Annotated in this window: 19 protein-coding genes and 1 pseudogene; 11 read left to right on the forward strand and 9 right to left on the reverse strand. The window is 58.1% G+C overall.

Annotation, left to right across the window (positions count from 1 at the left end; translation table 11 throughout):
* Positions 1-57 precede the first annotated feature (57 nt).
* The 5 genes from aroB to hemE all read left to right on the forward strand — a co-directional run bounded on the left by aroB (position 58) and on the right by hemE (position 10,415).
* Entirely contained in the window at positions 58-1,158 is a 1,101-nt protein-coding gene (gene aroB / locus ACA067_RS01845) for a 3-dehydroquinate synthase (RefSeq protein WP_497460363.1), read from the forward strand.
* Positions 1,159-1,167: 9 nt separating this feature from the next.
* The gene (locus ACA067_RS01850; protein ID WP_497460364.1) at positions 1,168-2,757 is read left to right on the forward strand and encodes an AAA family ATPase; all 1,590 of its coding nucleotides are present in this window, start codon (positions 1,168-1,170) and stop codon (positions 2,755-2,757) included.
* A gap of 349 nt (positions 2,758-3,106) precedes the next feature.
* Entirely contained in the window at positions 3,107-7,552 is a 4,446-nt protein-coding gene (gltB, locus tag ACA067_RS01855) for a glutamate synthase large subunit (protein WP_497460365.1), read from the forward strand.
* Positions 7,553-7,676: 124 nt separating this feature from the next.
* The gene (locus ACA067_RS01860; RefSeq protein WP_008149580.1) at positions 7,677-9,095 is read left to right on the forward strand and encodes an FAD-dependent oxidoreductase; all 1,419 of its coding nucleotides are present in this window, start codon (positions 7,677-7,679) and stop codon (positions 9,093-9,095) included.
* Between the two features lie 252 nt (positions 9,096-9,347).
* Positions 9,348-10,415: a uroporphyrinogen decarboxylase gene (gene hemE / locus ACA067_RS01865; RefSeq protein ID WP_497460366.1), complete on the forward strand. Its 1,068-nt coding sequence runs from the start codon at positions 9,348-9,350 to the stop codon at positions 10,413-10,415.
* Positions 10,416-10,500: 85 nt separating this feature from the next.
* Here hemE and ACA067_RS01870 read toward each other — a convergent pair whose 3' ends face one another.
* Positions 10,501-11,742: an MFS transporter gene (locus tag ACA067_RS01870; RefSeq protein ID WP_497462714.1), complete on the reverse strand. Its 1,242-nt coding sequence runs from the start codon at positions 11,740-11,742 to the stop codon at positions 10,501-10,503.
* 151 nt (positions 11,743-11,893) lie between these two features.
* Between ACA067_RS01870 and ACA067_RS01875 the strand changes: the two genes are divergently transcribed.
* The 3 genes and pseudogenes from ACA067_RS01875 to ACA067_RS01885 all read left to right on the forward strand — a co-directional run bounded on the left by ACA067_RS01875 (position 11,894) and on the right by ACA067_RS01885 (position 14,111).
* Entirely contained in the window at positions 11,894-12,796 is a 903-nt protein-coding gene (locus ACA067_RS01875) for a LysR family transcriptional regulator (RefSeq protein ID WP_497460367.1), read from the forward strand.
* 506 nt (positions 12,797-13,302) lie between these two features.
* Positions 13,303-13,641: a DUF6124 family protein gene (locus ACA067_RS01880; RefSeq protein WP_497460368.1), complete on the forward strand. Its 339-nt coding sequence runs from the start codon at positions 13,303-13,305 to the stop codon at positions 13,639-13,641.
* A 183-nt stretch (positions 13,642-13,824) separates the two neighbouring features.
* A pseudogene (locus ACA067_RS01885) lies at positions 13,825-14,111 on the forward strand (addiction module antidote protein).
* 65 nt (positions 14,112-14,176) lie between these two features.
* Here ACA067_RS01885 and ACA067_RS01890 read toward each other — a convergent pair.
* Together ACA067_RS01890 and ACA067_RS01895 are read right to left on the reverse strand one after the other, a co-directional pair.
* Entirely contained in the window at positions 14,177-14,431 is a 255-nt protein-coding gene (locus tag ACA067_RS01890; RefSeq protein ID WP_497460369.1) for a hypothetical protein, read from the reverse strand.
* Between the two features lie 37 nt (positions 14,432-14,468).
* On the reverse strand, positions 14,469-14,852 hold the full coding sequence (locus ACA067_RS01895) for a DUF6124 family protein (RefSeq protein ID WP_497460370.1): 384 nt from the start codon (positions 14,850-14,852) through the stop codon (positions 14,469-14,471).
* A gap of 405 nt (positions 14,853-15,257) precedes the next feature.
* Here ACA067_RS01895 and ACA067_RS01900 point away from each other — a divergent pair, with 405 nt between their 5' ends.
* On the forward strand, positions 15,258-15,857 hold the full coding sequence (locus tag ACA067_RS01900; RefSeq protein WP_497460371.1) for a helix-turn-helix transcriptional regulator: 600 nt from the start codon (positions 15,258-15,260) through the stop codon (positions 15,855-15,857).
* Positions 15,847-16,725, forward strand: a complete 879-nt coding sequence (locus ACA067_RS01905) for a queuosine precursor transporter (protein ID WP_497460372.1) — start codon at positions 15,847-15,849, stop codon at positions 16,723-16,725. Before ACA067_RS01900 ends, ACA067_RS01905 begins: the two co-directional genes overlap by 11 nt.
* Positions 16,726-16,784: 59 nt before the next feature.
* Here ACA067_RS01905 and queC read toward each other — a convergent pair whose 3' ends face one another.
* A complete protein-coding gene (gene queC / locus ACA067_RS01910; RefSeq protein WP_497460373.1) occupies positions 16,785-17,474 on the reverse strand; it encodes a 7-cyano-7-deazaguanine synthase QueC in 690 nt (229 codons plus the stop codon).
* Between the two features lie 237 nt (positions 17,475-17,711).
* On the opposite strand from queC, the gene ACA067_RS01915 reads away from it, so the two are divergent.
* On the forward strand, positions 17,712-18,095 hold the full coding sequence (locus tag ACA067_RS01915) for a type II toxin-antitoxin system PemK/MazF family toxin (protein ID WP_497460374.1): 384 nt from the start codon (positions 17,712-17,714) through the stop codon (positions 18,093-18,095).
* A gap of 232 nt (positions 18,096-18,327) precedes the next feature.
* Here the strand turns inward: ACA067_RS01915 and ACA067_RS01920 are convergent, their stop codons facing one another.
* The 5 genes from ACA067_RS01920 to ACA067_RS01940 are packed head-to-tail and all read right to left on the reverse strand — an operon-like array spanning position 18,328 to position 22,412.
* Entirely contained in the window at positions 18,328-19,554 is a 1,227-nt protein-coding gene (locus tag ACA067_RS01920; protein WP_497460375.1) for a beta-ketoacyl-ACP synthase, read from the reverse strand.
* Positions 19,554-20,282, reverse strand: a complete 729-nt coding sequence (fabG, locus tag ACA067_RS01925) for a 3-oxoacyl-ACP reductase FabG (RefSeq protein WP_497460376.1) — start codon at positions 20,280-20,282, stop codon at positions 19,554-19,556. The genes ACA067_RS01920 and fabG overlap by 1 nt, the downstream gene beginning before the upstream one ends.
* Entirely contained in the window at positions 20,279-20,740 is a 462-nt protein-coding gene (locus tag ACA067_RS01930) for a hotdog family protein (protein ID WP_497460377.1), read from the reverse strand. Before ACA067_RS01930 ends, fabG begins: the two co-directional genes overlap by 4 nt.
* Positions 20,737-21,933, reverse strand: a complete 1,197-nt coding sequence (locus ACA067_RS01935) for a beta-ketoacyl-[acyl-carrier-protein] synthase family protein (RefSeq protein ID WP_497460378.1) — start codon at positions 21,931-21,933, stop codon at positions 20,737-20,739. Before ACA067_RS01935 ends, ACA067_RS01930 begins: the two co-directional genes overlap by 4 nt.
* Positions 21,930-22,412 (reverse strand): hypothetical protein, encoded by a 483-nt coding sequence (locus ACA067_RS01940; protein ID WP_497460379.1) that lies wholly within the window; start codon positions 22,410-22,412, stop codon positions 21,930-21,932. Before ACA067_RS01940 ends, ACA067_RS01935 begins: the two co-directional genes overlap by 4 nt.
* Between the last annotated feature and the right edge of the window lies 1 nt (position 22,413).

Below are 22,413 nucleotides of genomic sequence, written 5' to 3' on the forward strand. Positions count from 1 at the left end.
GTAGACATTGGTTAACTCAAGGCAGGACGCCTGATTCCATCTTTACTGTGGGGACACATGCAGACACTCAAGGTCGATCTAGGCGAGCGCAGCTACCCGATTCATATTGGCGAAGGTTTGTTGGATCAGCCTGAGCTACTGGCCCCGCATATCCGCGGACGGCAAGTGGCAATCATCTCCAACGAGACCGTTGCGCCGCTCTATCTCGAGCGTCTGACCCGCAGCCTCGCGAAGTTCTCGGTGATTTCCGTGGTACTGCCCGACGGCGAAGCCTTCAAGACCTGGGAAACGCTGCAGCTTATATTCGACGGCCTGCTGACCGCGCGCCACGACCGTCGCACCACGGTGATTGCCCTCGGTGGCGGCGTCATTGGTGACATGGCAGGTTTTGCTGCCGCCTGCTACCAACGCGGCGTCGATTTCATCCAGGTCCCGACCACGTTGCTGTCGCAAGTCGACTCGTCGGTGGGCGGCAAGACCGGGATCAATCATCCGCTGGGCAAGAACATGGTCGGCGCCTTCTATCAGCCGAACGTGGTGCTGATCGATACCGCCACTCTCAATACCCTGCCGGCCCGCGAGCTGTCTGCCGGGCTTGCTGAAGTCATCAAGTACGGGCTGATCTGCGACGAGCCGTTCCTGACCTGGCTCGAAGAAAACGTCGATCGCCTGCGAACCCTGGATCAGGTCGCCCTGACCTACGCCATCGAGCGTTCCTGCGCGGCCAAGGCGGCGGTAGTCGGTGCCGATGAAAAGGAAACTGGCGTTCGTGCCACGTTGAACCTGGGCCACACCTTCGGCCACGCCATCGAAACCCATATGGGCTATGGTGTCTGGCTGCATGGTGAGGCGGTCGCTGCTGGCACCGTAATGGCTTTGCAGATGTCCGCACTGCTGGGCTGGATCAGCGAGCAGGAGCGCGATCGCGGCATCCGCCTGTTCCAGCGTGCCGGCTTGCCGGTCATCCCGCCTGAAGAGATGACTGAAGCCGATTTTCTCGAACACATGGCAATAGACAAGAAAGTGATCGACGGCCGTTTACGCCTGGTGCTGCTGCGCCACATGGGCGAAGCGGTGGTGACCGACGATTATCCGAAAGAGGTTTTACAGGCCACGCTGGGAGCGGATTACCGCGCCCTGGCTCAGCTTAAAGGTTAATAGATCCCGATGACTAGTTTGCATGCCGACGAGGCTTTCCTCGGCCATTACCAGTTGAGCCATGACCCTTTTGCTCCGCGGGTGCCTGGCTTCAAATTTTTCCCTGCGCAGCGCAAACCGGTGCTGGGGCAGCTGCATCACCTTGCACGTTATAGCCAGATGCTGCTGGTGGTCACCGGCCCGCAAGGCAGTGGCAAGACCTTGTTGCGTCAGGCCCTGGTGGCCAGTACCAACAAGCAGACGGTGCAGAGTGTGGTGGTTTCCGCCCGGGGTGCCGGTGATGCAACCGGCGTGCTGCAGCAGGTGGCTCAGGCGTTGAACGTTGCGCAGCCCGAGATCGGTGCGATTCTGGCTCAAGTGGTGCAATTGGCGCTCACAGGGCAGGAAGTCTACCTGCTGGTGGATGATGCCGAACAACTCGACGAGTCCGCGCTGGACGCCTTGATGGCCTTGGCGACGGGTGCGCCGGAAGGTCGTCCGCATGTGTTCCTGTTCGGCGAGTCCTCGCTGATTGCGCAGCTGGATGCGTTGAGCCTTGAGGAAGAGCGTTTCCACGTCATCGAGTTGCAGCCTTACAGCGAAGAGGAAACCCGGGAATATCTGGACCAGCGGCTCGAGGGCGCGGGTCGTGGTATCGAACTTTTCACCGCAAAACAGATCTCTGATATTCACGAAAGCTCCGACGGTTGGCCTGGCACCATCAACCAGGTTGCCCGCGATGCAATGATCGAAGCCATGATTGCCAGCCGCTCAGCGGTCAAGCGTCCAAGTATGGGGTTCAATATGCCGAAGAAACACGTATTGGCGATATCCGCCGTCGTCGTGGTCGCGGTAGCCGCCGCCTGGTTGATGCCGGGTCGCAGCAAAGCACCGACCACTGGCGCACCTGCCAACGAGCAGGCGCAACTGCCGCCGGGTCAGGGCGCGCCGCAACCTGACGGCAGCGGTGCTCCGGCCATGGAGTTCAACGGTAATTCGCAACCGATGCCGTTGCCGCTGGTCGGTAACTCGCAGCCGGTCATGCGCGGCCCCCTGGCCGAAGCGGCCGGCGGCATCACCGAAGGCGACGACGGCGTGCCGGTAGAGGGTTCCAGCGCTACGCCTCCGACCGTGACCACGACTGCGCCGCCTGCCGGCATCCAGCCAGGTCCGGCGCCGACAACGGCGGCCAAGCCCGCGCCTGCGCCGACTCAAGTTGCGACGGCCAAGCCTGCGCCGGCACCTGCTGCGAAACCGGCCCCAGCGCCCGCCAAGCCAGCTACTGCGCCCGCCAAGCCTGCCGACAAGCCAGTCACCGTGGCCAAAGCCGCCGGAGGCACCTGGTACGCCGGGCAAGCACCGACCAACTACGTGGTGCAGATCCTCGGCACCAGTTCGGAAGCGTCCGCGCAAAACTTCGTGAAAGAGCAGGGCGGCGAGTACCGTTATTTCAAGAAAGTGCTCAACGGCAAGCCGCTTTACGTCATCACCTATGGTAGCTTCGCCAATCGCGATGCAGCCCTTAGCGCCATCAAGGCCTTGCCAGCGAAGGTTCAGGCTGGTAAACCTTGGCCTCGCACTGTCGCCAGCGTCCAACAGGAACTGGCAGCAACTCGCTGAAGATTCGGCGGCCTTACCCAGGCCGCCACTCCAGGCACCTCAAAATTTCCGCAAGTGCGCGCTGCCCTCCAGGCCGCGTGCCTTGTGGTGTCTGCGTCACAGTAGTCTTTGAGTCGTAGCGGTCAAAATTAAAAAAGTTTTGACTAGCACAGTAGATAGCTTTAAACCTTTCACAAATGCGACATAGATTTGCGACATTTCGTCGTCAAATTTGTGAGCCTCTGTGTCGGTGTGTACAATGACCTCCCTTTTGCCCCCGCAAAGCTGGCGTACGTTCGGCGCGGATGGCAAGTGGTTGAATTGAAAAGAAATTTGCCCTGATAAGGGGCAGCCTGGTGAGAAAGTGTCTATGAAAGCAGGTCTGTACCAACCAGATGAATTCAAGGATAACTGCGGTTTCGGCCTGATAGCCCATATGCAGGGCGAGCCCAGTCATACCCTTTTGCAAACGGCCGTCGAGGCCCTGACCTGCATGACCCACCGCGGTGGGATCAACGCCGACGGCAAGACCGGTGACGGTTGCGGTCTGCTGATTCAAAAGCCGGACGTGTTCCTGCGAGCCATCGCCCAGGAAACCTTCGGCGTCGCACTGCCCAAGCAATATGCCGTGGGCATGGTCTTCTTCAACCAGGACCCGGTCAAAGCCGAAGCCGCTCGCGAGAACATGAACCGCGAGATCCTGGCCGAAGGTCTGACCCTGGTCGGCTGGCGCAAAGTGCCGATCGACACCAGCGTCCTCGGCCGCCTGGCCCTTGAGCGCCTGCCGCAGATCGAGCAGGTGTACATCGGCGGTGAAGGCCTGAGCGACCAGGACATGGCGATCAAGCTGTTCAGCGCCCGTCGTCGCTCGTCCGTGGCCAATGCCGCCGACGTCGATCACTACATCTGCAGCTTTTCCCACAAGACCATCATTTACAAAGGCCTGATGATGCCGGCGGATTTGACCGCCTTCTATCCAGACCTCAGCGACCAGCGCCTGCAAACTTCGATCTGCGTGTTCCACCAGCGCTTCTCCACCAACACCCTGCCGAAATGGCCGTTGGCCCAGCCGTTCCGCTTCCTCGCCCACAACGGCGAGATCAACACCATTACCGGCAACCGCAACTGGGCCGTGGCCCGGCGCACCAAGTTCACCAACGATCTGATGGATCTGGAAGAACTCGGCCCGCTGGTCAACCGTGTTGGTTCCGACTCCTCCAGCATGGACAACATGCTCGAGCTGATGGTCACCGGTGGCATCGACCTGTTCCGCGGCGTGCGGATGATCATTCCGCCTGCGTGGCAGAACGTCGAAACCATGGACCCGGACCTGCGTGCGTTCTACGAATACAACTCGATGCACATGGAACCGTGGGACGGCCCGGCCGGCGTGGTCATGACCGACGGTCGCTACGCGGTGTGCCTGCTCGACCGTAACGGTCTGCGCCCGGCGCGCTGGGTCACCACCAAGAACGGTTTCATCACCCTGGCCTCGGAAATCGGTGTCTGGAACTACCAGCCTGAAGACGTGATCGCCAAGGGGCGCGTCGGTCCGGGCCAGATCTTTGCCGTGGACACTGAAACCGGCCAGATCCTCGACACCGATGCCATCGACAACCGCTTGAAGTCGCGTCATCCGTACAAGCAATGGCTGCGCAAGAATGCCCTGCGCATCCAGGCGACCATGGAAGACAACGACCACGGTTCGGCGTTCTACGACGTCGATCAGCTCAAGCAGTACATGAAGATGTACCAGGTCACTTTCGAAGAACGCGACCAGGTGCTGCGTCCGCTCGGCGAGCAAGGCTATGAAGCCGTCGGCTCGATGGGCGACGATACGCCGATGGCCGTGCTGTCCCAGCGCGTGCGCACGCCGTACGACTATTTCCGTCAGCAGTTCGCGCAGGTGACCAACCCGCCGATCGACCCGCTGCGTGAAGCCATCGTCATGTCGCTGGAGATCTGCCTCGGTGCCGAGCGCAACATCTTCCAGGAGTCGCCGGAACACGCCTCGCGCGTGATCCTCAGCTCGCCGGTCATTTCCCCGGCCAAGTGGCGCTCGCTGATGAACCTCGATCGTCCGGGCTTCGAGCGCCAGGTCATCGACCTCAACTACGACGAGAGCGTCGGCCTCGAAGCCGCGGTGCGTAACGTCGCCGATCAGGCTGAAGAAGCCGTTCGCGCCGGCCGTACCCTGATCGTGCTGAGTGACCGTCACATCGCCCCTGGCAAGTTGCCGATCCACGCTTCCCTGGCCACCGGCGCGGTGCACCATCGCCTGACCGAAAAAGGCCTGCGTTGCGACTCCAACATCCTGGTGGAAACCGCCACCGCTCGCGATCCGCATCACTTCGCGGTGTTGATCGGTTTTGGCGCCTCGGCGGTCTATCCGTTCCTGGCCTACGAAGTGCTGGGCGACCTGATCCGCACCGGTGAAGTGCTGGGCGACCTTTATGAGGTGTTCAAGAACTACCGTAAAGGCATCACCAAAGGCCTGCTGAAGATCCTGTCGAAGATGGGTATTTCCACCATCGCCTCGTACCGTGGTGCTCAGCTGTTCGAAGCCATCGGCCTGTCCGAGGAAGTCTGCGACCTGAGCTTCCGTGGTGTGCCAAGCCGCATCAAGGGCGCGCGTTTCGTCGACATCGAAGCCGAGCAGAAAGCGCTGGCGGCCGAAGCCTGGAGTCCGCGCAAGCCGATCCAGCAAGGCGGCCTGCTGAAGTTCGTCCACGGTGGCGAATATCACGCTTACAACCCGGACGTGGTCAACACCCTGCAAGCTGCTGTGCAGCAGGGCGACTACGGCAAGTTCAAGGAATACACGGCGCTGGTGGATAACCGCCCGGTGTCGATGATCCGCGACCTGTTCAAGGTCAAAACCCTGGACACGCCGCTGGACATCAGCGATATCGAACCGCTGGAATCGGTGCTCAAGCGCTTCGACTCCGCCGGCATCTCGCTCGGTGCGCTATCGCCAGAAGCCCACGAAGCCCTGGCCGAAGCCATGAACCGCCTCGGTGCGCGTTCCAACTCCGGCGAAGGCGGCGAAGACCCGGCGCGCTACGGCACCATCAAGAGCTCGAAAATCAAGCAGGTGGCGACGGGCCGTTTCGGTGTGACTCCGGAATACCTGGTCAACGCTGAAGTGCTGCAGATCAAAGTCGCTCAGGGCGCCAAGCCCGGTGAAGGTGGTCAGTTGCCAGGCGGCAAGGTCAACGGTCTGATCGCCAAGCTGCGTTACGCAGTGCCGGGCGTGACCCTGATTTCGCCTCCGCCGCACCACGACATCTATTCGATTGAAGATTTGTCGCAGCTGATTTTCGACTTGAAACAAGTCAACCCGAAGGCGCTGGTCTCGGTGAAGCTGGTCGCAGAAGCGGGCGTCGGCACCATCGCCGCCGGTGTGGCCAAGGCCTACGCGGACTTGATCACCATCTCCGGCTACGACGGCGGCACCGGTGCGTCGCCACTGACGTCGATCAAATACGCGGGCGCTCCGTGGGAGCTCGGCCTGGCCGAAACCCACCAGACCCTGCGCGGCAACGACCTGCGCGGCAAAGTGCGGGTACAAACCGACGGCGGCCTGAAAACCGGCCTCGACGTGATCAAGGCGGCGATTCTCGGTGCTGAAAGCTTCGGCTTCGGCACCGCGCCGATGATCGCCCTGGGCTGCAAATACCTGCGCATCTGCCACCTGAACAACTGCGCTACCGGCGTCGCGACTCAGAACGAGAAGCTGCGTAAGGATCACTACATCGGTACCGTCGACATGGTGGTGAATTTCTTCACCTACGTCGCCGAAGAAACCCGTGAGTGGCTGGCGAAGTTGGGCGTGCGCTCCCTCGAAGAGCTGATCGGTCGTACCGATCTGCTGGACATCCTCGAAGGCCAGACCGCCAAGCAGAACCACCTGGACCTGACGCCATTGCTGGGCAGCGATCACATCCCGGCAGACAAGCCTCAGTTCTGCCAGGTCGACCGCAACCCGCCGTTCGACAAAGGCCTGCTGGCAGAGAAAATGGTCGACCTGGCCACTTCGGCCATCAACGACATGAGCGGCGCCGATTTTGCCCTGGATATCTGCAACTGCGACCGTTCCATCGGCGCGCGGATCTCCGGAGAAATCGCGCGCAAATACGGCAACCAAGGCATGGCAAGCGCGCCGATCACCTTCCGCTTCAAAGGGACGGCCGGTCAGAGCTTCGGTGTGTGGAACGCTGGCGGCTTGAACATGTACCTGGAAGGCGATGCCAACGACTACGTCGGCAAAGGCATGACCGGCGGCAAACTGGTCATCGTTCCGCCGAAGGGTAGCGTCTACAAGACTCAGGACAGTGCCATTATCGGCAACACCTGCCTGTACGGCGCCACCGGTGGCAAGCTGTTCGCCGCCGGGACCGCGGGCGAACGTTTCGCCGTGCGTAACTCCGGCGCTCACACTGTGGTAGAAGGCACGGGCGATCACTGCTGCGAGTACATGACCGGTGGTTTCGTCTGCGTGTTGGGCAAGACCGGTTACAACTTCGGCTCAGGCATGACCGGCGGTTTCGCCTACGTGCTCGACCAGGACAACAGCTTCGTTGACCGGGTCAACCACGAACTGGTGGAAATCCAGCGGATCAGCGGTGAGGCGATGGAAGCCTATCGCAGCCACCTGCAACGCGTGCTGAACGAATACGTCGAGGAAACCGACAGCGAGTGGGGTCGTAACCTCGCTGAAAACCTCGATGACTATTTGCGTCGTTTCTGGCTCGTCAAACCTAAGGCGGCGAGCTTGAAATCTTTGCTCTCCAGTACTCGTGCGAGTCCGCAGTAACGACGCAGCTGCAAGCGGCAAGCTTCAAGCCGCAAGTTAACAGCAGTGCGCGATGTGCCTGCCACCGTGATTGTCTTGCAGCTTGAGGCTTGTAGCTTCGAGCTGCTGTTGAGAGGTTTTAACAATGGCTGAACGTCTGAATAACGACTTCCAGTTCATCGATGTCGGGCGCAAAGATCCGAAGAAGAAACTGTTGCGTCAACGCAAGAAAGAGTTCGTGGAAATCTACGAACCCTTCAAACCCCAGCACTCGGCCGATCAGGCCCACCGCTGCCTGGGTTGCGGTAACCCGTATTGCGAATGGAAGTGCCCGGTGCACAACTTCATTCCGAACTGGCTGAAGCTGGTGGCCGAGGGCAACATCCTCCAGGCCGCCGAGCTGTCGCACCAGACCAACACCCTGCCGGAAGTCTGCGGCCGGGTGTGTCCGCAGGATCGTCTGTGCGAGGGTGCCTGCACCCTCAACGACGGTTTTGGCGCGGTGACCATCGGTTCGGTCGAGAAGTACATCACCGACACCGCGTTCGCCATGGGCTGGCGCCCGGACATGTCCAAGGTCATACCGACCGGCAAGCGTGTTGCCGTGATCGGCGCCGGCCCGGCAGGTTTGGGCTGTGCCGACGTGCTGGTCCGCGGCGGCGTGACCCCGGTGGTGTTCGACAAGAACCCGGAAATCGGTGGTCTGCTGACCTTCGGCATCCCTGAGTTCAAGTTGGAAAAGACCGTGCTGAGCAATCGCCGCGAAGTCTTCACCGGCATGGGCATCGAGTTCCGCCTGAACACCGAAGTGGGCAAGGACGTGACCGTCGAGCAATTGCTCGAAGAATACGATGCCGTGTTCATGGGCATGGGCACTTACACCTACATGAAGGGCGGCTTTGCCGGCGAGGACCTGCCGGGCGTGCATGACGCGCTGGACTTCCTGATCGCCAACGTCAATCGCAACCTGGGCTTTGAAAAGTCGCCGGAAGATTTCGTCGACATGAAAGGCAAGAAGGTGGTGGTGCTGGGTGGCGGCGACACGGCGATGGACTGCAACCGCACGTCGATTCGCCAGGGCGCCAAGTCGGTGACCTGTGCTTATCGTCGTGACGAAGCGAACATGCCGGGCTCGCGCAAAGAGGTGAAGAACGCCAAGGAAGAAGGCGTGAAATTCCTCTACAACCGCCAGCCGATCGCGATCGTCGGTGAAGACCGCGTCGAAGGTGTGAAAGTGGTCGAGACCCGTCTCGGCGAACCGGACGCTCGCGGTCGCCGCAGCCCTGAGCCGATCCCGGGTTCCGAAGAGATCATCCCGGCCGACGCCGTGGTCATCGCCTTCGGTTTCCGCCCAAGCCCGGCTTCGTGGTTTGAACAGCACAGCATCCAGACCGACAGCCAGGGCCGCGTCGTGGCGCCGGAGCAGGGTCAGTACAAGCACCAGACCAGCAACCCGAAAATCTTCGCCGGTGGCGACATGGTTCGTGGGTCTGACCTGGTGGTGACGGCGATCTTCGAAGGCCGCAATGCCGCCGAAGGGATCCTGGATTACCTGGGCGTCTGATCACTCTCCAAAACTGGAATGCGATCAAATGTGGGAGCGAGCTTGCTCGCGATAGCGGAGTATCAGTCGACAGAGATGTTGAATGTAACACCGCCATCGCGAGCAAGCTCGCTCCCACAGGTGTTTCTCAGTGTTGCTAAATACTAAGTTCCACCGCGACAAATTGACCCGATAGACAAAAGGTGCGGCGCTTGCCGTGCCTTTTACGTCGCGCTCTGAGAAAATGCCCGCACTTTTTTTCCGGATGCCGACATGACTGCCCTGAAGAACGACCGTTTCCTTCGCGCCCTGCTCAAGCAACCCGTAGACGTCACGCCTGTGTGGATGATGCGTCAGGCCGGTCGCTACCTGCCGGAATACCGCGCCAGCCGTGCCAAGGCCGGTGACTTCATGAGCCTGTGCATGAACCCGGAGTTCGCCTGCGAAGTCACGATGCAACCGCTCGACCGCTATCCGCAACTGGACGCGGCGATCCTGTTTTCCGACATCCTCACCATCCCGGACGCCATGGGCCAAGGCCTGTACTTCGAAACCGGTGAAGGTCCGCGCTTCAAGAAAGTCATCAGCACCCTGGCTGACATCGAAGCCCTGCCGATCCCTGATCCGCACAAAGACCTCGGCTACGTCATGGATGCGGTCAGCACCATTCGCCGTGAGCTGAACGGCCGCGTGCCACTGATCGGCTTTGCCGGCAGCCCATGGACCCTGGCCACCTACATGGTTGAAGGCGGCTCGTCGAAAGACTACCGCAAGACCAAAACCATGCTCTACGACAACCCGCAAGCCTTGCACCTGTTGCTGGACAAGCTCGCGCAGACGGTCACCAGTTACCTCAACGGCCAGATCATGGCTGGCGCGCAAGCGGTGCAGATCTTCGACAGCTGGGGTGGCAGCCTCTCGGCGGCGGCCTACCAGGAATTCTCCCTGGCCTACATGCGCAAAATCGTCAGCGGCCTGATCCGCGAACACGAGGGTCGCAAAGTGCCGGTGATCCTGTTCACCAAGAACGGCGGTCTGTGGCTGGAAAGCATCGCCGACGCTGGCGCTGATGCATTGGGCCTGGACTGGACCTGCGACATCGGCAGCGCCCGTTCTCGCGTTGGCGACAAAGTCGCCCTGCAAGGCAACATGGACCCGACGGTCCTGTACGCGAAACCAGAAGCCATTCGCACCGAAGTCGGCCGCATCCTCGCCAGCTACGGCAAAGGCAGTGGCCACGTGTTCAACCTCGGCCATGGCATCACCCCCGAAGTCGATCCGGAACACGCCGGTGCATTCTTGCGCGCGGTGCATGAGCTGTCGGCGCAATATCACGAGTGATCGTGACCCGATAGAAAACGCCCGGATTATGCCGGGCGTTTTTGTTTGGCGATATCGAGCCGGTCTCGCTTCCACAGGGTCCGCGTCAGGCTTTTACGCCGGTCAGCGGCGGCAACTTCGCCAGTTTCAACGCCACCAACAGCGCAATGACCAGCAATCCGCCAATAAACAGCCCAATCCCGTTCCACCCGCCCAAATGCCAGAACACCCCACCCGCCGTGCCGGCAATGCTCGACCCGGCGTAATAGCTGAACAGGTACAGCGACGACGCCTGCCCCTTGGCCTTGAGCGCGCGGCGGCCGATCCAGCTGCTGGCCACCGAATGGGCGCCGAAAAAGCCGAAGGTGAAAATCAGCATGCCGACGATCACCACCGGCAATGGCGTGAACAGGGTCAGGGCCAGGCCGGCGATCATCAGCACGATGGTGGCCCAGAGCATCTTGCGCCGGCCGAGTTTATCGGCCAGGGCGCCGACTTTCGCCGAGCTGTAGATGCCGGACAGGTACACCACCGAGAGCAGCCCGACAAAGGCCTGGTCCATGTGATACGGCTCGGCCAGCAAGCGGTAACCGATGTAGTTGAACAGGGTGACGAACGCGCCCATCAACACAAACGCTTCGAGGAACAACAGCGGCAGGCCGGCATCGCGAAAGTGCATGGTGAAGCCGTCCAGCAGGCTGCGCGGGTGCAATGAGCGAGGGCGGAAGTTGCGCGACTCGGGGAGAATCTTCCAGAACACTGCCGCCGCGATCAGGGCCAGGCCGCCGATCACCAGCATCGCCGTGTGCCAGCTGACGAAGTCGATCAACACCCCGGTAATCAAGCGTCCGCTCATCCCGCCGATGGCGTTGCCGCCGATGTACAGGCCCATGGCCAGGCCAATGTGCTGCGGGTGAATCTCTTCGCTCAGGTAAGTCATGGCCACCGCTGCCAGACCGCTCAACGACAATCCGATCAGCGCGCGCATCAGCAACACGCCATGCCAGCTTGGCATCATGGAGCTGGCGATGGTGCACAGCGCCGCCGCGAACAATGCCGCAACCATGACCGGTTTACGCCCTATGCGGTCAGAGAGGGGACCGGTGATTAACAAGCCGATGGCGAGCATGCCAGTGGCCACCGACAGAATCAGGCTGCTCTGGGCCGCGTTGATGGCGTACTCGTGGGACAGCAGCGGCATCATCGGTTGCACGCAGTAAAGCAGGGCGAAGGTCGCGAAGCCGCCGCAGAACAGCGCGAGCACCGTGCGCATGAACAGTGGCGTGCCTTTTTCGATGAAAATGTCCTGCACCTCGGCGACGACATCGTCCTTCAAGGCGGGCGGAATTTCATGGGCGAGTGGAGCGACAGCAGTTTTCACTTCGGACCTCGGAGGGCGCGGCCGGTCAGGCAATGGAAAAAGCATATAGCTAGCTAATGATTCAATCCAATATATTGTTCGACCTGTTTGAGAGGTTTTGCGACCTAATGAGGTTTTCATGGAATTGCGTCACCTGCGCTACTTCATCGCCGTTGCCGAAGAACTGCATTTCGGCCGCGCCGCCCAGGTGCTGGGCATTTCGCAACCGCCGCTGAGCCAGCAAATCCAGGCGCTGGAGGAGGAACTGGGGGCGCGGCTGTTCGAACGAACCAATCGTCGGGTCGAGCTGAGTGAGGCCGGTCGATTGTTTCTGGAAGAGGCGCGGTTGGTGTTGGCACAGGTGGATAAAGCCGCGGATGTTGCACGGCGGGCGCAGCTGGGTGAGTTGGGTGAACTGAAGATTGGCTTTACCTCGTCTGCGCCCTTCAACTCGACTATCCCTCAGGCCATCTTTTCTTTTCGCCAGCGGTTTGCGGCAGTGCACTTGAATCTGCGGGAAATGAGCAGCACCCAGGTGGCCGTCGCCCTGGTGGACGGATCGATCGAGGTTGGAATCATGCGGCCGCTGAGTTTGCCCGACTCACTCAGCATGGTGGAGCTGATGCGCGAGCCACTGGTGGCGGTCCTCAGCTCCAAGCATCCGTTGGTGGCCGGTAGCGAAAAAGGATTATTCCTCTCGGCCCTGGCCCTGGAACCCTTCGTATTTTTCCCGCGCAGCTACGGCAGCGGCCTGTACGCGCAATTACTCAGCCTGGCCCGCGATGCCGGCTTCAGCCCGCACTTCGCGCAAGAGGCGGGCGAGGCGATGACCATCATCGGTTTGGTCGCGGCGGGATTGGGGGTATCGGTACTGCCGGCGTCTTATCAGCAGATGCGCATTGAGGGTGTGGTGTATCGGCCGTTGCTGGATCCAGCGGCTGTGTCGGCGGTGTGGCTGGTGCAGCGCAAGGATCAGAAGTCGCCGATGGCCAAGGCGTTTGTAGAATTGCTGACGCGCAAGGTTGAGCCGCTGAAGCCGTGACTGCGGCGTCCGAATGCGGCCCGAGTCAATCGCGAGCAAGCCCGCCACAGTGTTCAGCGGAGTGAACACGAAATTCGCCACACAGCCGAACCCCTGTAGGAGCGGGCTTGCCCGCGAAAGCGCCCGCAAGAACACCAAAAAAGCGGCAGTTGTCAGAAGATATACCGCTTGCTGTGGGATGTTTCCGAAGTAACTTGGAAAGGCTACAGTACCTTGCGGCATTACCTACAACTACCCCAGAATCCGCCGGCTTGTGCGCCTTGGAGGCCGCCGGTAACTTGATTCGCGTCACTGATTTCCAGTGATCGGGTTTAGTAGCCTGTTGTTTTCCAGGGCGTATAGCGCATCAGACAGTCAGGTATCCCATCCCTGCACTTTATGGTGGCTGTGCGTAGGGCGCTCTCGGGCGCGCCGGCTTCCTGGATTCCCGGTCTACTAACCTGCGTACAGCTACCACCTCTTGTTTAGTAGCTCGATGATGGTCGCCCTGACATTGGTATCCAGGAATGCTCAATTCGACTACAAATCCGCCGGACACCGATCCGGCCGCTTTATCCGAATCAACCGATTCAGAACCGCGCGACGAAGCCGCCGACCGCGCGGCGACCCTCAACCAAACACAACGCGTACCCAGCCCGATCTTCCTCATTGCCCCCGGTATCGACAATCAAACCTTGCTGGAATATGCCTGCGAATCCCTGGCATCAGCGAATGTCATGGCGAGTGACTTCGCGAGGTATCTGGACGGATCGCAATGCAACACACTGTTGGGGATTCAGCAGTCGATCATGCTGGGTGAGCTGGCAGTGAATCGGGTGTTGGATAACCTTGATCCACGCGAATAGGCCATGACCGCTGCACAACTGATCGTTCCCACGCTCCCGCGTGGGAATGCCTCAACGGACGCTCCGTGTCCGCTCTGGATGGGACGCGGGGTGTCCCAGGCCTGCATTCCCACGCAGAGCGTGGGAGCGATCAAACATCAAACAAGCCAAGTTCATTGCAAAAACCTGGCAGGAGCAAAATCCATGACCGAACAACTCGCTCGCTGGGACTCTGCCGAGTACCTCAAGACCGAAGAGGACATGGCTAATTATCTGGACGCTTGTATGGAAGAGGCGGGAGATGATCCAGCATTCATCGCCAAAGCTCTCGGGACCATTGCACGTGCTCGCGGTATGACTCAGGTCGCGCGGGATGCGGGGCTCCTCGGGAAAGCCTATACCGTGCCTTGTCGGGAGAAGGAAATCCCGAATTCGGTACGATCCTTAAAGTCGTAAAGGCTTTAGGATTGAAGTTACACGCCAGTACCTGACTTGCCGAAACAAAAATGGCAAAGGGAGAGTTTGTGGAGGGGCGCCGAAGGCGCCCCTTTTCTTTTTACACCGAAGCCTGCTTCTGCAGTCGTCTACCGACGACGTCCATCAAATCACAGCCATCGCGCAATGAAGTCACCAGCACCCGCGCCAGGTCACTGTGGACCCCCTCTTCAAACGCGTAGTGTTCCAATAGTTGGGTCGCAGTGCGAATGCGATAAGCCGCCGTTTCGTGCAACACGTCCAATGGTGCTTCGGTGTCGATCACCAACGACGCGATGGTGCAGTCGATGCCGGTGATAGGCATATATCGATCCATGATAAAAAACCTCCATGTGGTGCAGAACGCAACTACTTCAAGGGTGATGGGGGAACGGAGCCTCAGGCAACCCTTCGGGAGGGTCCAGGTTGTCCAGCGCTCGATTGACCAACAACTCGCCCATTGCGGCCAGTTGCTGGATCGCTAACGCCACATTGCGACGAGAGCCCTCCAGTTCACAGGCGAGATCGGTGCTCATGACATTCAGGGAGGCCAGGGTTTCACAGGCATGACAGAGCAGGGATTCCGTGTCGACATTCGGGAGGATGGTAAAGACATGGCTGACAGGGTCGGGGCGGTTTGGATTGCGCAGGCGTGCACTGACGAGGGGCTCAGTGATCTCGGAGAGTTTGGATATATCGATAGTGTCGAAGGCCGATGTATCGGGCGCTTTCGAAGAGTTGTGGGTGGGTTTTGTCATGCTGGAGCTCCTTGCAAGGTTAATAAATGCCAATCCCATTCCGTTAATCAGGATTGGTTGGCGGTGACAGGCCAGCAGAATTACTACCAGAAAAGTCCATTTTTTTAATCAAATAAATGAACGTGTGTGTAATTAAATGATTCATGTGTGTCTGGGAGTTTTTTGCAAGAAGAAACTGTAAGAAAGTTCTGTGGGAAGTTTCATTAAGTGGGGTAGTCAATATCCGTTTAGCGATTGGTCGAGCTAAAACAGTGAAACATTATCTAACATTTGTTTGGTGTGATTGTAATATTGCTTTTGTGTCGGGCCTGGGTATATAGCATGCTGGCTTCACAGCGAGGCGCCTGTGCAGTACTCAAATGGGTGCGCAGTTTGTGAAAAATATGAGCAAATGGTAATTATTTGATGCATAAGAAAGACAAAACAGAAAAGCTAAAGAACAACATTAAGTACTTAATAAGAAGTCGCGGAGAAACACGATTGTCTTTGTGCAACTCTAGTGGTTTGACCAGGACGACCATCTACAATATCCTGGAGGGTAGGGTCATCAATGTACAGCAATCCACTATTCGTAAAATATCAGATTTTTTTGGAGTGTCTTATAAGGAAATAGAAACTATCGACTTTGAAGAAAAAGAAATAATAGAGAGTAGTGTCTCCCCGCAGGGAAATATGAATCCAGCGGCCGTGCCCGTAATTAAAGAGAGTTTGTTGATTCAGAATCTGGATAAGAGGATTGGTGAGCTGGCCGTAACTCATCCTCTGACCTATTACTTCGGCACAGCCTGCAACCTAATAGGTGTGCTTCTGGAGAACGAAATTTCTGGGGTCAACGAGCCAGGAGATCTCTTGATAGTGAAGAAGGGGGCGTCAAGTAGCAATGGAGAAAAATTGGTGTACGACAAAATAACTAAAAAACTATCAGTCACCAATGAGTCGTTTTTTGATTCTGATGTTGTTTGTGTTGTGGGGGAAGTGTTGGAAGAGAGGTTTAATGGTGGATAATAATGAGGTTGAAAATAGCAAATATAAATTATTAGGATTTGAAAAAAATAAAAATCTTGTTGTGGTGATGGTCATATCTACCGGAAAAATTATTAAAATAAAATTAAGCGAGGTGTTGAGAAGCGAAATAATAGATAATTTAAATAGAGCAGAGGTGAAGGATATATACAGGAAATATTACTCCAGAGGGGTTGCGGTAACTACCTACGACATTAATGATCGTAATGAGCGGTCTTGGATGATTTACGTTGTACTAAATTTGCTTTTGCTTGTGCTTTATATTTTCACAAATATTGCCGCAACAAGACTTGTTTATTTTGAAATGCTTGATCTTGTTGTTCCTCCTGCTGTCTTCCTTTATCCATTGACGTTTTTAGTAGTTGATTTGTTGAACGAAACTTACGGGCTTAGACTTGCGAGAAGAGCACTGTTGTTCGCTTTTGGAAGTAATGCCTTAATTGTTATGTTGCTAAATGCGGTCACTTATCTCCCCGGGATGCCTGACTGGAAATTAGATGCGCCATACGCCGAAGTTATGAGTCATGTGTCGTCGGTGTTGGTGGCGTCATCAGTTTCTTTTCTTTTTTCTGAATACGTCAATTCATATTTGCTTTGTAAAATAAAAGAGCTAACAAGTTCCAGGTTTCTATTTTTGAGAGTGTTTTTCAGTACTTTTTTTGCAGTGATAATAGATAGTTTCCTTTTTTGCTATATTGCGTTTTACGGCATTATGCCAAACAGCGATATACTGAATTTGATCTATGCTCAGATAGCTATAAAAATGTGTTTCGCTGTCTTCAACGTTTTGCCAGCCTACGGAGCAAGATCATTTTTTAAAAAATATATAGCAGGTGCCAAGACGGTGTAATGCTAGGGGCGTGCTAGCTGTTTGTCGCATGCCCGCCCCTCTTTTGAATATGCTATTTTTTATAATTTTAGTTTGGTTTTTAGACTTTTTATGATTTCCGTTCTGTTTTCAAGAAACTCATTCAGTCCTTTTGCGCGAAGATTGCAGGCGTCACAGTTTGAACACCCACTTCCCTTTATGCCGTTGTAACAAGAAAGGGTATGGTGGCGGATAAGGTCTAGTTGTTTGTGGTAATCGGCTAGCGCCCAGGTTTCCGCCTTGTTCAGCCACATAAGAGGTGTGTCAATGCGCAATGTATAGTCCATGCCCAATTCGATGGCTTTATTCAGTGTATTAACAAACACATCGCGACAATCAGGGTAGCCCGAGCATTCTGTTTCACAAACACCGGTGATGACAGTTTCAGCGCCCACTTGATAGGCATAAATAGAGGCCAAGGTTAAAAACAAAATATTTCGGCCAGGTACGAAGGTGCTTGGTAGACCGTCCCCGGAACTGCTCGTTATTTGGATGTTATCCCGCGTCAGGCTGCTGATGGCCAACTCATTTAACAGTGAGGTGTTTAGTACTTTATGAACCACCACGCCAAGCTCTTTGGAAAGCTGTTGTGCGACTTCAATTTCCGCTCGATGTCGCTGGCCATAATCAAAGGTGATGCAATGAACTTCATCGTATCTCGGCAAAGCATGGATCAGGCAGGTGGTTGAGTCTTGTCCGCCGCTGAAAACGATAACTGCTTTTGTGGTCATGTTTTTTCATCCTTGGGGTGGCCCCGCCATGTAGCTGGTGCATTGACCCTACCGGGAAGCTAAAACTCTCGCTGTGGGAAATTTCCGAAAAGACCTGCTCCGTTTTCCTTTTGTGTCAATTCCTTGCTGGGACTCTGCCGAGAACCTCCTTCATGAGGAGACACTCCAGGTAACGCATTCGACTTAGTGCTTTGCCTGATTCTTGGCAGAATCGATTTCTTTTGACGAGTGTCATGGATGCCACTTCTCTATCAACCCAAGGAAGGCAGCGTGCTGATCTGCGACTTCAGGGGCTATGAAGTCCCTGAAATGGTCAAGATCAGGCCCGTTGTCGTTATACGAAAACACAGGGCCAATAGCTTGCTGGTAACCGTTGTGCCGCTGAGTACCACCGCCCCGAATCATATGCTTGAGCACCATCTGGAACTTCAAAGTCATCTTCAAGGCGCCAGTCCGGTCTGTTGGGCAAAATGCGACATGGTTGCGACCGTGAGCCTGTCCCGACTCGACCGGATCAAACGCCGAGATCGCCAGGGAAAGCGTGTTTACGTCATTTTACAACTTGATACAGATGAGTTTTACGCAATCAAAATCGCGGTACGTAAGGCGCTGGGTCTGTGATGGGGCCAAATTCGGCACAGACAGGCGAGTTGCCATCTGTTGTCCATCACTCCATTCCAGGCAATACTATCCATGTTCCCGAAAGGGGCTTGTGAGACTCTGAGGATCCTGGGCAACCAGCCATCGCAGAGCCAGGCAGGTTAAGGGCGATGACAAGCCGACCTGTTTGTGAAGGGGCGCCGAAAGGCGCCCTTTGTCGTTCTGGTGTTACTGAAAACGTTGAACGACCCGGTTACGACCACCGCCGAAAAATCAGCGACGTATTCACCCCGCCAAACGCAAAGTTGTTGTTCATCACATACTGATTACTCATCTGCCGAAACTCGCCGCGCAGGTAATCGAGCTTGCCGCAGTTCGGGTCGACGTCGTCGAGGTTGAAGGTGTGGACGTACAGGTCGCGGTTGAGCATTTCGATGCTGAACCAGGACTCCAGCGCACCGCAGGCGCCCAGGGTGTGGCCGAGGAAGCTCTTTTGCGAGCTGATCGGCATGTGTTCGCCGAACAGACTGCTGGTCGCCAGTGTTTCAGCGATATCGCCTTGTTCGGTTGCCGTGCCGTGGCCGTTCACGTAGCCGATGTCCGAAGGCTGTAAACCGGCATCTTCCAGGGCCAGCTCCATGGCCCGGCGCATGGTGGACTGCTCTGGACGGGTGGCGTGCTGGCCATCGGCATTGCTGCCGAAACCGACCAGTTCGGCATGGATATGCGCGCCGCGAGCCAAGGCGTGTTCCAGTTCTTCGAGGACCAGCATCCCGGCGCCTTCACCGATCACCAAGCCATCGCGGGCGCTGTCGTATGGGCGTGGGGATGTCTGCGGGGCATCGTTTTTCAGGCTGGTGGCGTAGAGCGCGTCGAACACCATGGCCTCGGTGGGGCACAGCTCTTCGGCGCCGCCGGCGAGCATCAGCGGCAGGCGCCCGAACTTGACCGACTCGTAGGCGTAACCGATGCCCTGGCTGCCGCTGGTGCAGGCGCTGGAGGTCGGAATCAGGCGTCCGGTCAGGCCGAAAAAGATGCTGATGTTCGCTGCGGTGGTGTGCGGCATCATGCGCACGTAGGAGTTGGCGTTCAGGCCCTCGGCCACCGAGTTGAGCAGCATGTTGCCGAATGCCTTGATCTCGTCGGTGCTACCGGTGGACGAGCCACAGGCCACACCCATGCGCCCGTCCTTGATCAATGCGTTGCCCAGCAATCCGGCGTCGGCCAACGCTTGCTCGGCAGCACCCACAGCAAGCCGCGAGACGCGGCCCATGCTGCGCAGTTGCTTGCGGGTCCAGTGCCCTGGCACCTTGAAGTCATCGATGGGCCCGGCCAGGCGCGTGTTGAGTTCGGTGAAGCGATCCCACTCGTCCATCCGGCGGATGCCGCTGCGGTTGGCTGCGAAGTTGCCGGCGATGATCTCCCAATCGCTGCCCAGTGAAGTGATGCCGGCCATGCCGGTGACGACGACGCGCTTCATCAGCACAGGCCTCCATTGACGGCCAGTACCTGCCGGGTGATGTACGAGGCTTCCGCCGACATCAGGAAATTCACCGCGCCAGCCACTTCTTCAGGCGTGCCCATGCGCTGTGCGGGGATCATTTTCATCAGTTCTTCCACCGGCACGTTTTCGTCGAGCATCGCGGTGTCGATCAGGCCGGGTGCGACACAGTTGACGGTGATTTTGCGCTTGCCGAGTTCGATCGCCAATGCCTTCGCCGCGCCGATCAAACCGGCCTTGGAGGCGCTGTAGTTGACCTGGCCACGGTTACCGATCAAGCCGGACACCGAGGTAATACAGACAATGCGCCCGGCGGCGCGACGACGAATCATCGGCATCATTACCGGGTGCAGCACGTTGTAGAAACCGTCGAGATTGGTGCGCATCACCACATCCCAATCCTCCTCGCTCAGGGCCGGAAAAGCACCGTCGCGTGTCAGGCCGGCGTTCAACACCACGCCGTAATAGGCGCCGTGGGTTTCCACGTCGGCCTCAAGAATGGCTTTGCAATGGGCGCGGTCGGACACGTCGAATTGCAGGATGCGCGCAGTGCGCCCCAAGGCCTCCACCTCGGCTTTCACCGCGATGGCGTCCGCCAGGCCGTTGCGGCAATGCAGCACGATGTCATGCCCGGCCCGGGCCAGACGCAACGCGATGGCGCGGCCGATGCCACGGCTGGAACCAGTGACCAGTACGGATTCAGTCATGACTGGACTCCTTGGGATTCATGAAGATAGTGGGCGGCCTGTGGCGGGCGGAACACGTTCAGACGGGCGGTGGCGTGAATGCCGGGAGCATTGATGTGGCATTCGAACACGCCCATGCCGTTGTCGTCCTCCAGCGAACGCAACCCATGGATGGTCAGCTCGGTGCCGACGGGAAAGTGTTCGACGTTGCACTCGAATTTACGCGTGCCGAGCAGGAACCCCAGCGCTACCGCATCGCCGCGCTGGCGCGCATGGCAGCCGGCATAGGCGGCAACGCTCTGGGCCATCAATTCGATACCGACCCAGGCCGGCAGGCTGCCATCGGGACAGCTGAACAGGCCATCGGGCCTGACGGTGAGGCGAGTGTGAATCTGCTCGTCATCGAACGACAGGATATGTTCGATCAGGATCATGTCGCCAGCATGGGGCAGCAGTTCGGCGAGCGGCCAGTCAATCATGGGGCGTCTCCGATAATCAGGCTGACGTTATTGCCACCGAAGGCAAAGGAGTTGCTCATCAGGTAGCGAGGTGCAATGGACGTCAGGCGATCGGCCGGGGTCACCCACTTCAGGGCCGGCAGTTCGGGGTCAGGCTGGCCATCCCAGATATGGGGCGGCAGGGCGTGCTCGCGGTTGTCGGTGCTCAGGCTCAGCCAGCAGAACGCTGCTTCCAGGGCGCCGGCAGCGCCCAGGGTGTGGCCGGTCATCGGTTTGGTCGAGGAGCAGGGTACGCCATGGGGGAACAGCGCCGTCACCGCCAGGCTTTCCATGGCGTCGTTGTGTTGGGTGGCGGTGCCGTGCAGGTTCAGGTAAGCGATCTGCCCGGGTTGCAGGTTTGCGCGGCTCAAGGCCTTGCGCATGGCTTGCAAGGCACCACGGCCGGTCGGTTCCGGTGCGGAAATGTGGTGCGCATCGGAGCTGGCGCCGCTGCCCAGCAGGGCAATCGGCTGGCCGTCTCCGACACTTTTAGTCATCAGAAACAGCACCGCCGCTTCGCCGATGTTGATGCCGTTACGGTTGACCGAGAACGGATTGCAGCGTTGCCCGGATACCGCTTCCAGGGCCGAGAACCCGTTGAGGGTCAGTTTGCACAACGTGTCGACACCGCCGCACAACACGGCATCGCAAAGGCCCAGATCCAACAGGCGCTGGGCACTCATCAGCGCCCGGGCGCTGGAGGTGCAGGCGGTGGAAATCACATAGGCCGGACCGCTCAATTGCAGCCAGTCGGCGAGGAAGTTCGCGGGCGCGCCGAGTTCCTGCTGCTGATAGTCGTAATCGGCAGGGAATTCATGCTCACGAATGTAATGCGCCAGGCCTTGACTGGCTTCATCGATGCCCGACGTGCTGGTGCCCAGAACGATACCGATACGGTCGCGGCCGTAGGTCTGGATCGCTCGCTCGATGTCTTCGCGAATTTGTAGCGCGGCTTGCATCAGCAATTGATTATTGCGACTGCTTTGCTCGGACAGCTCAGGTGGAATCGGCGGCAACTCAGTGTGTACAGCCGCCACTGGCAGCGAGCGCTCCGCCACCCAGCCCGCCTCGTTGCGCATGCCGGAGCAGTCGCCGGCAAACAGGTTGCTGGCGACTTCGTGCTTGTCGCGGCCCAAGGCGCAAACTACCCCGAGGGCGTTCAGATAAGCCGTCATGGCGCGTCCCCGCTGAGGGGCGTGACTTGATAAATCGGGCCTTTGGGCAGGTTCAATTCAAAGCTCATCGGTTGTGAATAACGGACGTCCCAGCGCGAAGGCAGGGATCGTTGCGAACCATGTTGCCAGGCCGTGGGGTAGTTGCCTGAGAGTTCATCGTTGGGCGTCAGCGCAAACAGCAGCGCGGCGAACAGTTCTCGCGCTTGCGGATTGGGCGGCAGCAGACCATCGGACTGCCACTGGCCATCGACCAGTTTCTGGCGTGCTTGCGGAATGCCTAACAAGTCCATCATCGACCAGCGAATGCCAAGGTCTTCACGCTGGATCACCAGCACCCAGTCCTGGCGTTGGCCGGCCTCGAGTCGCTGGATGTGCAATTGCAGCGGCAGCGCCAGGTTCGGGGCTTGCTCGGGCAGGGGCGCCTGGCTGGCGCAGGCGCTCAGCAACAGGACACAACCCAGGAGCAAAAAACGAATCATC

This window comes from Pseudomonas sp. LBUM1674, from assembly GCF_059695635.1.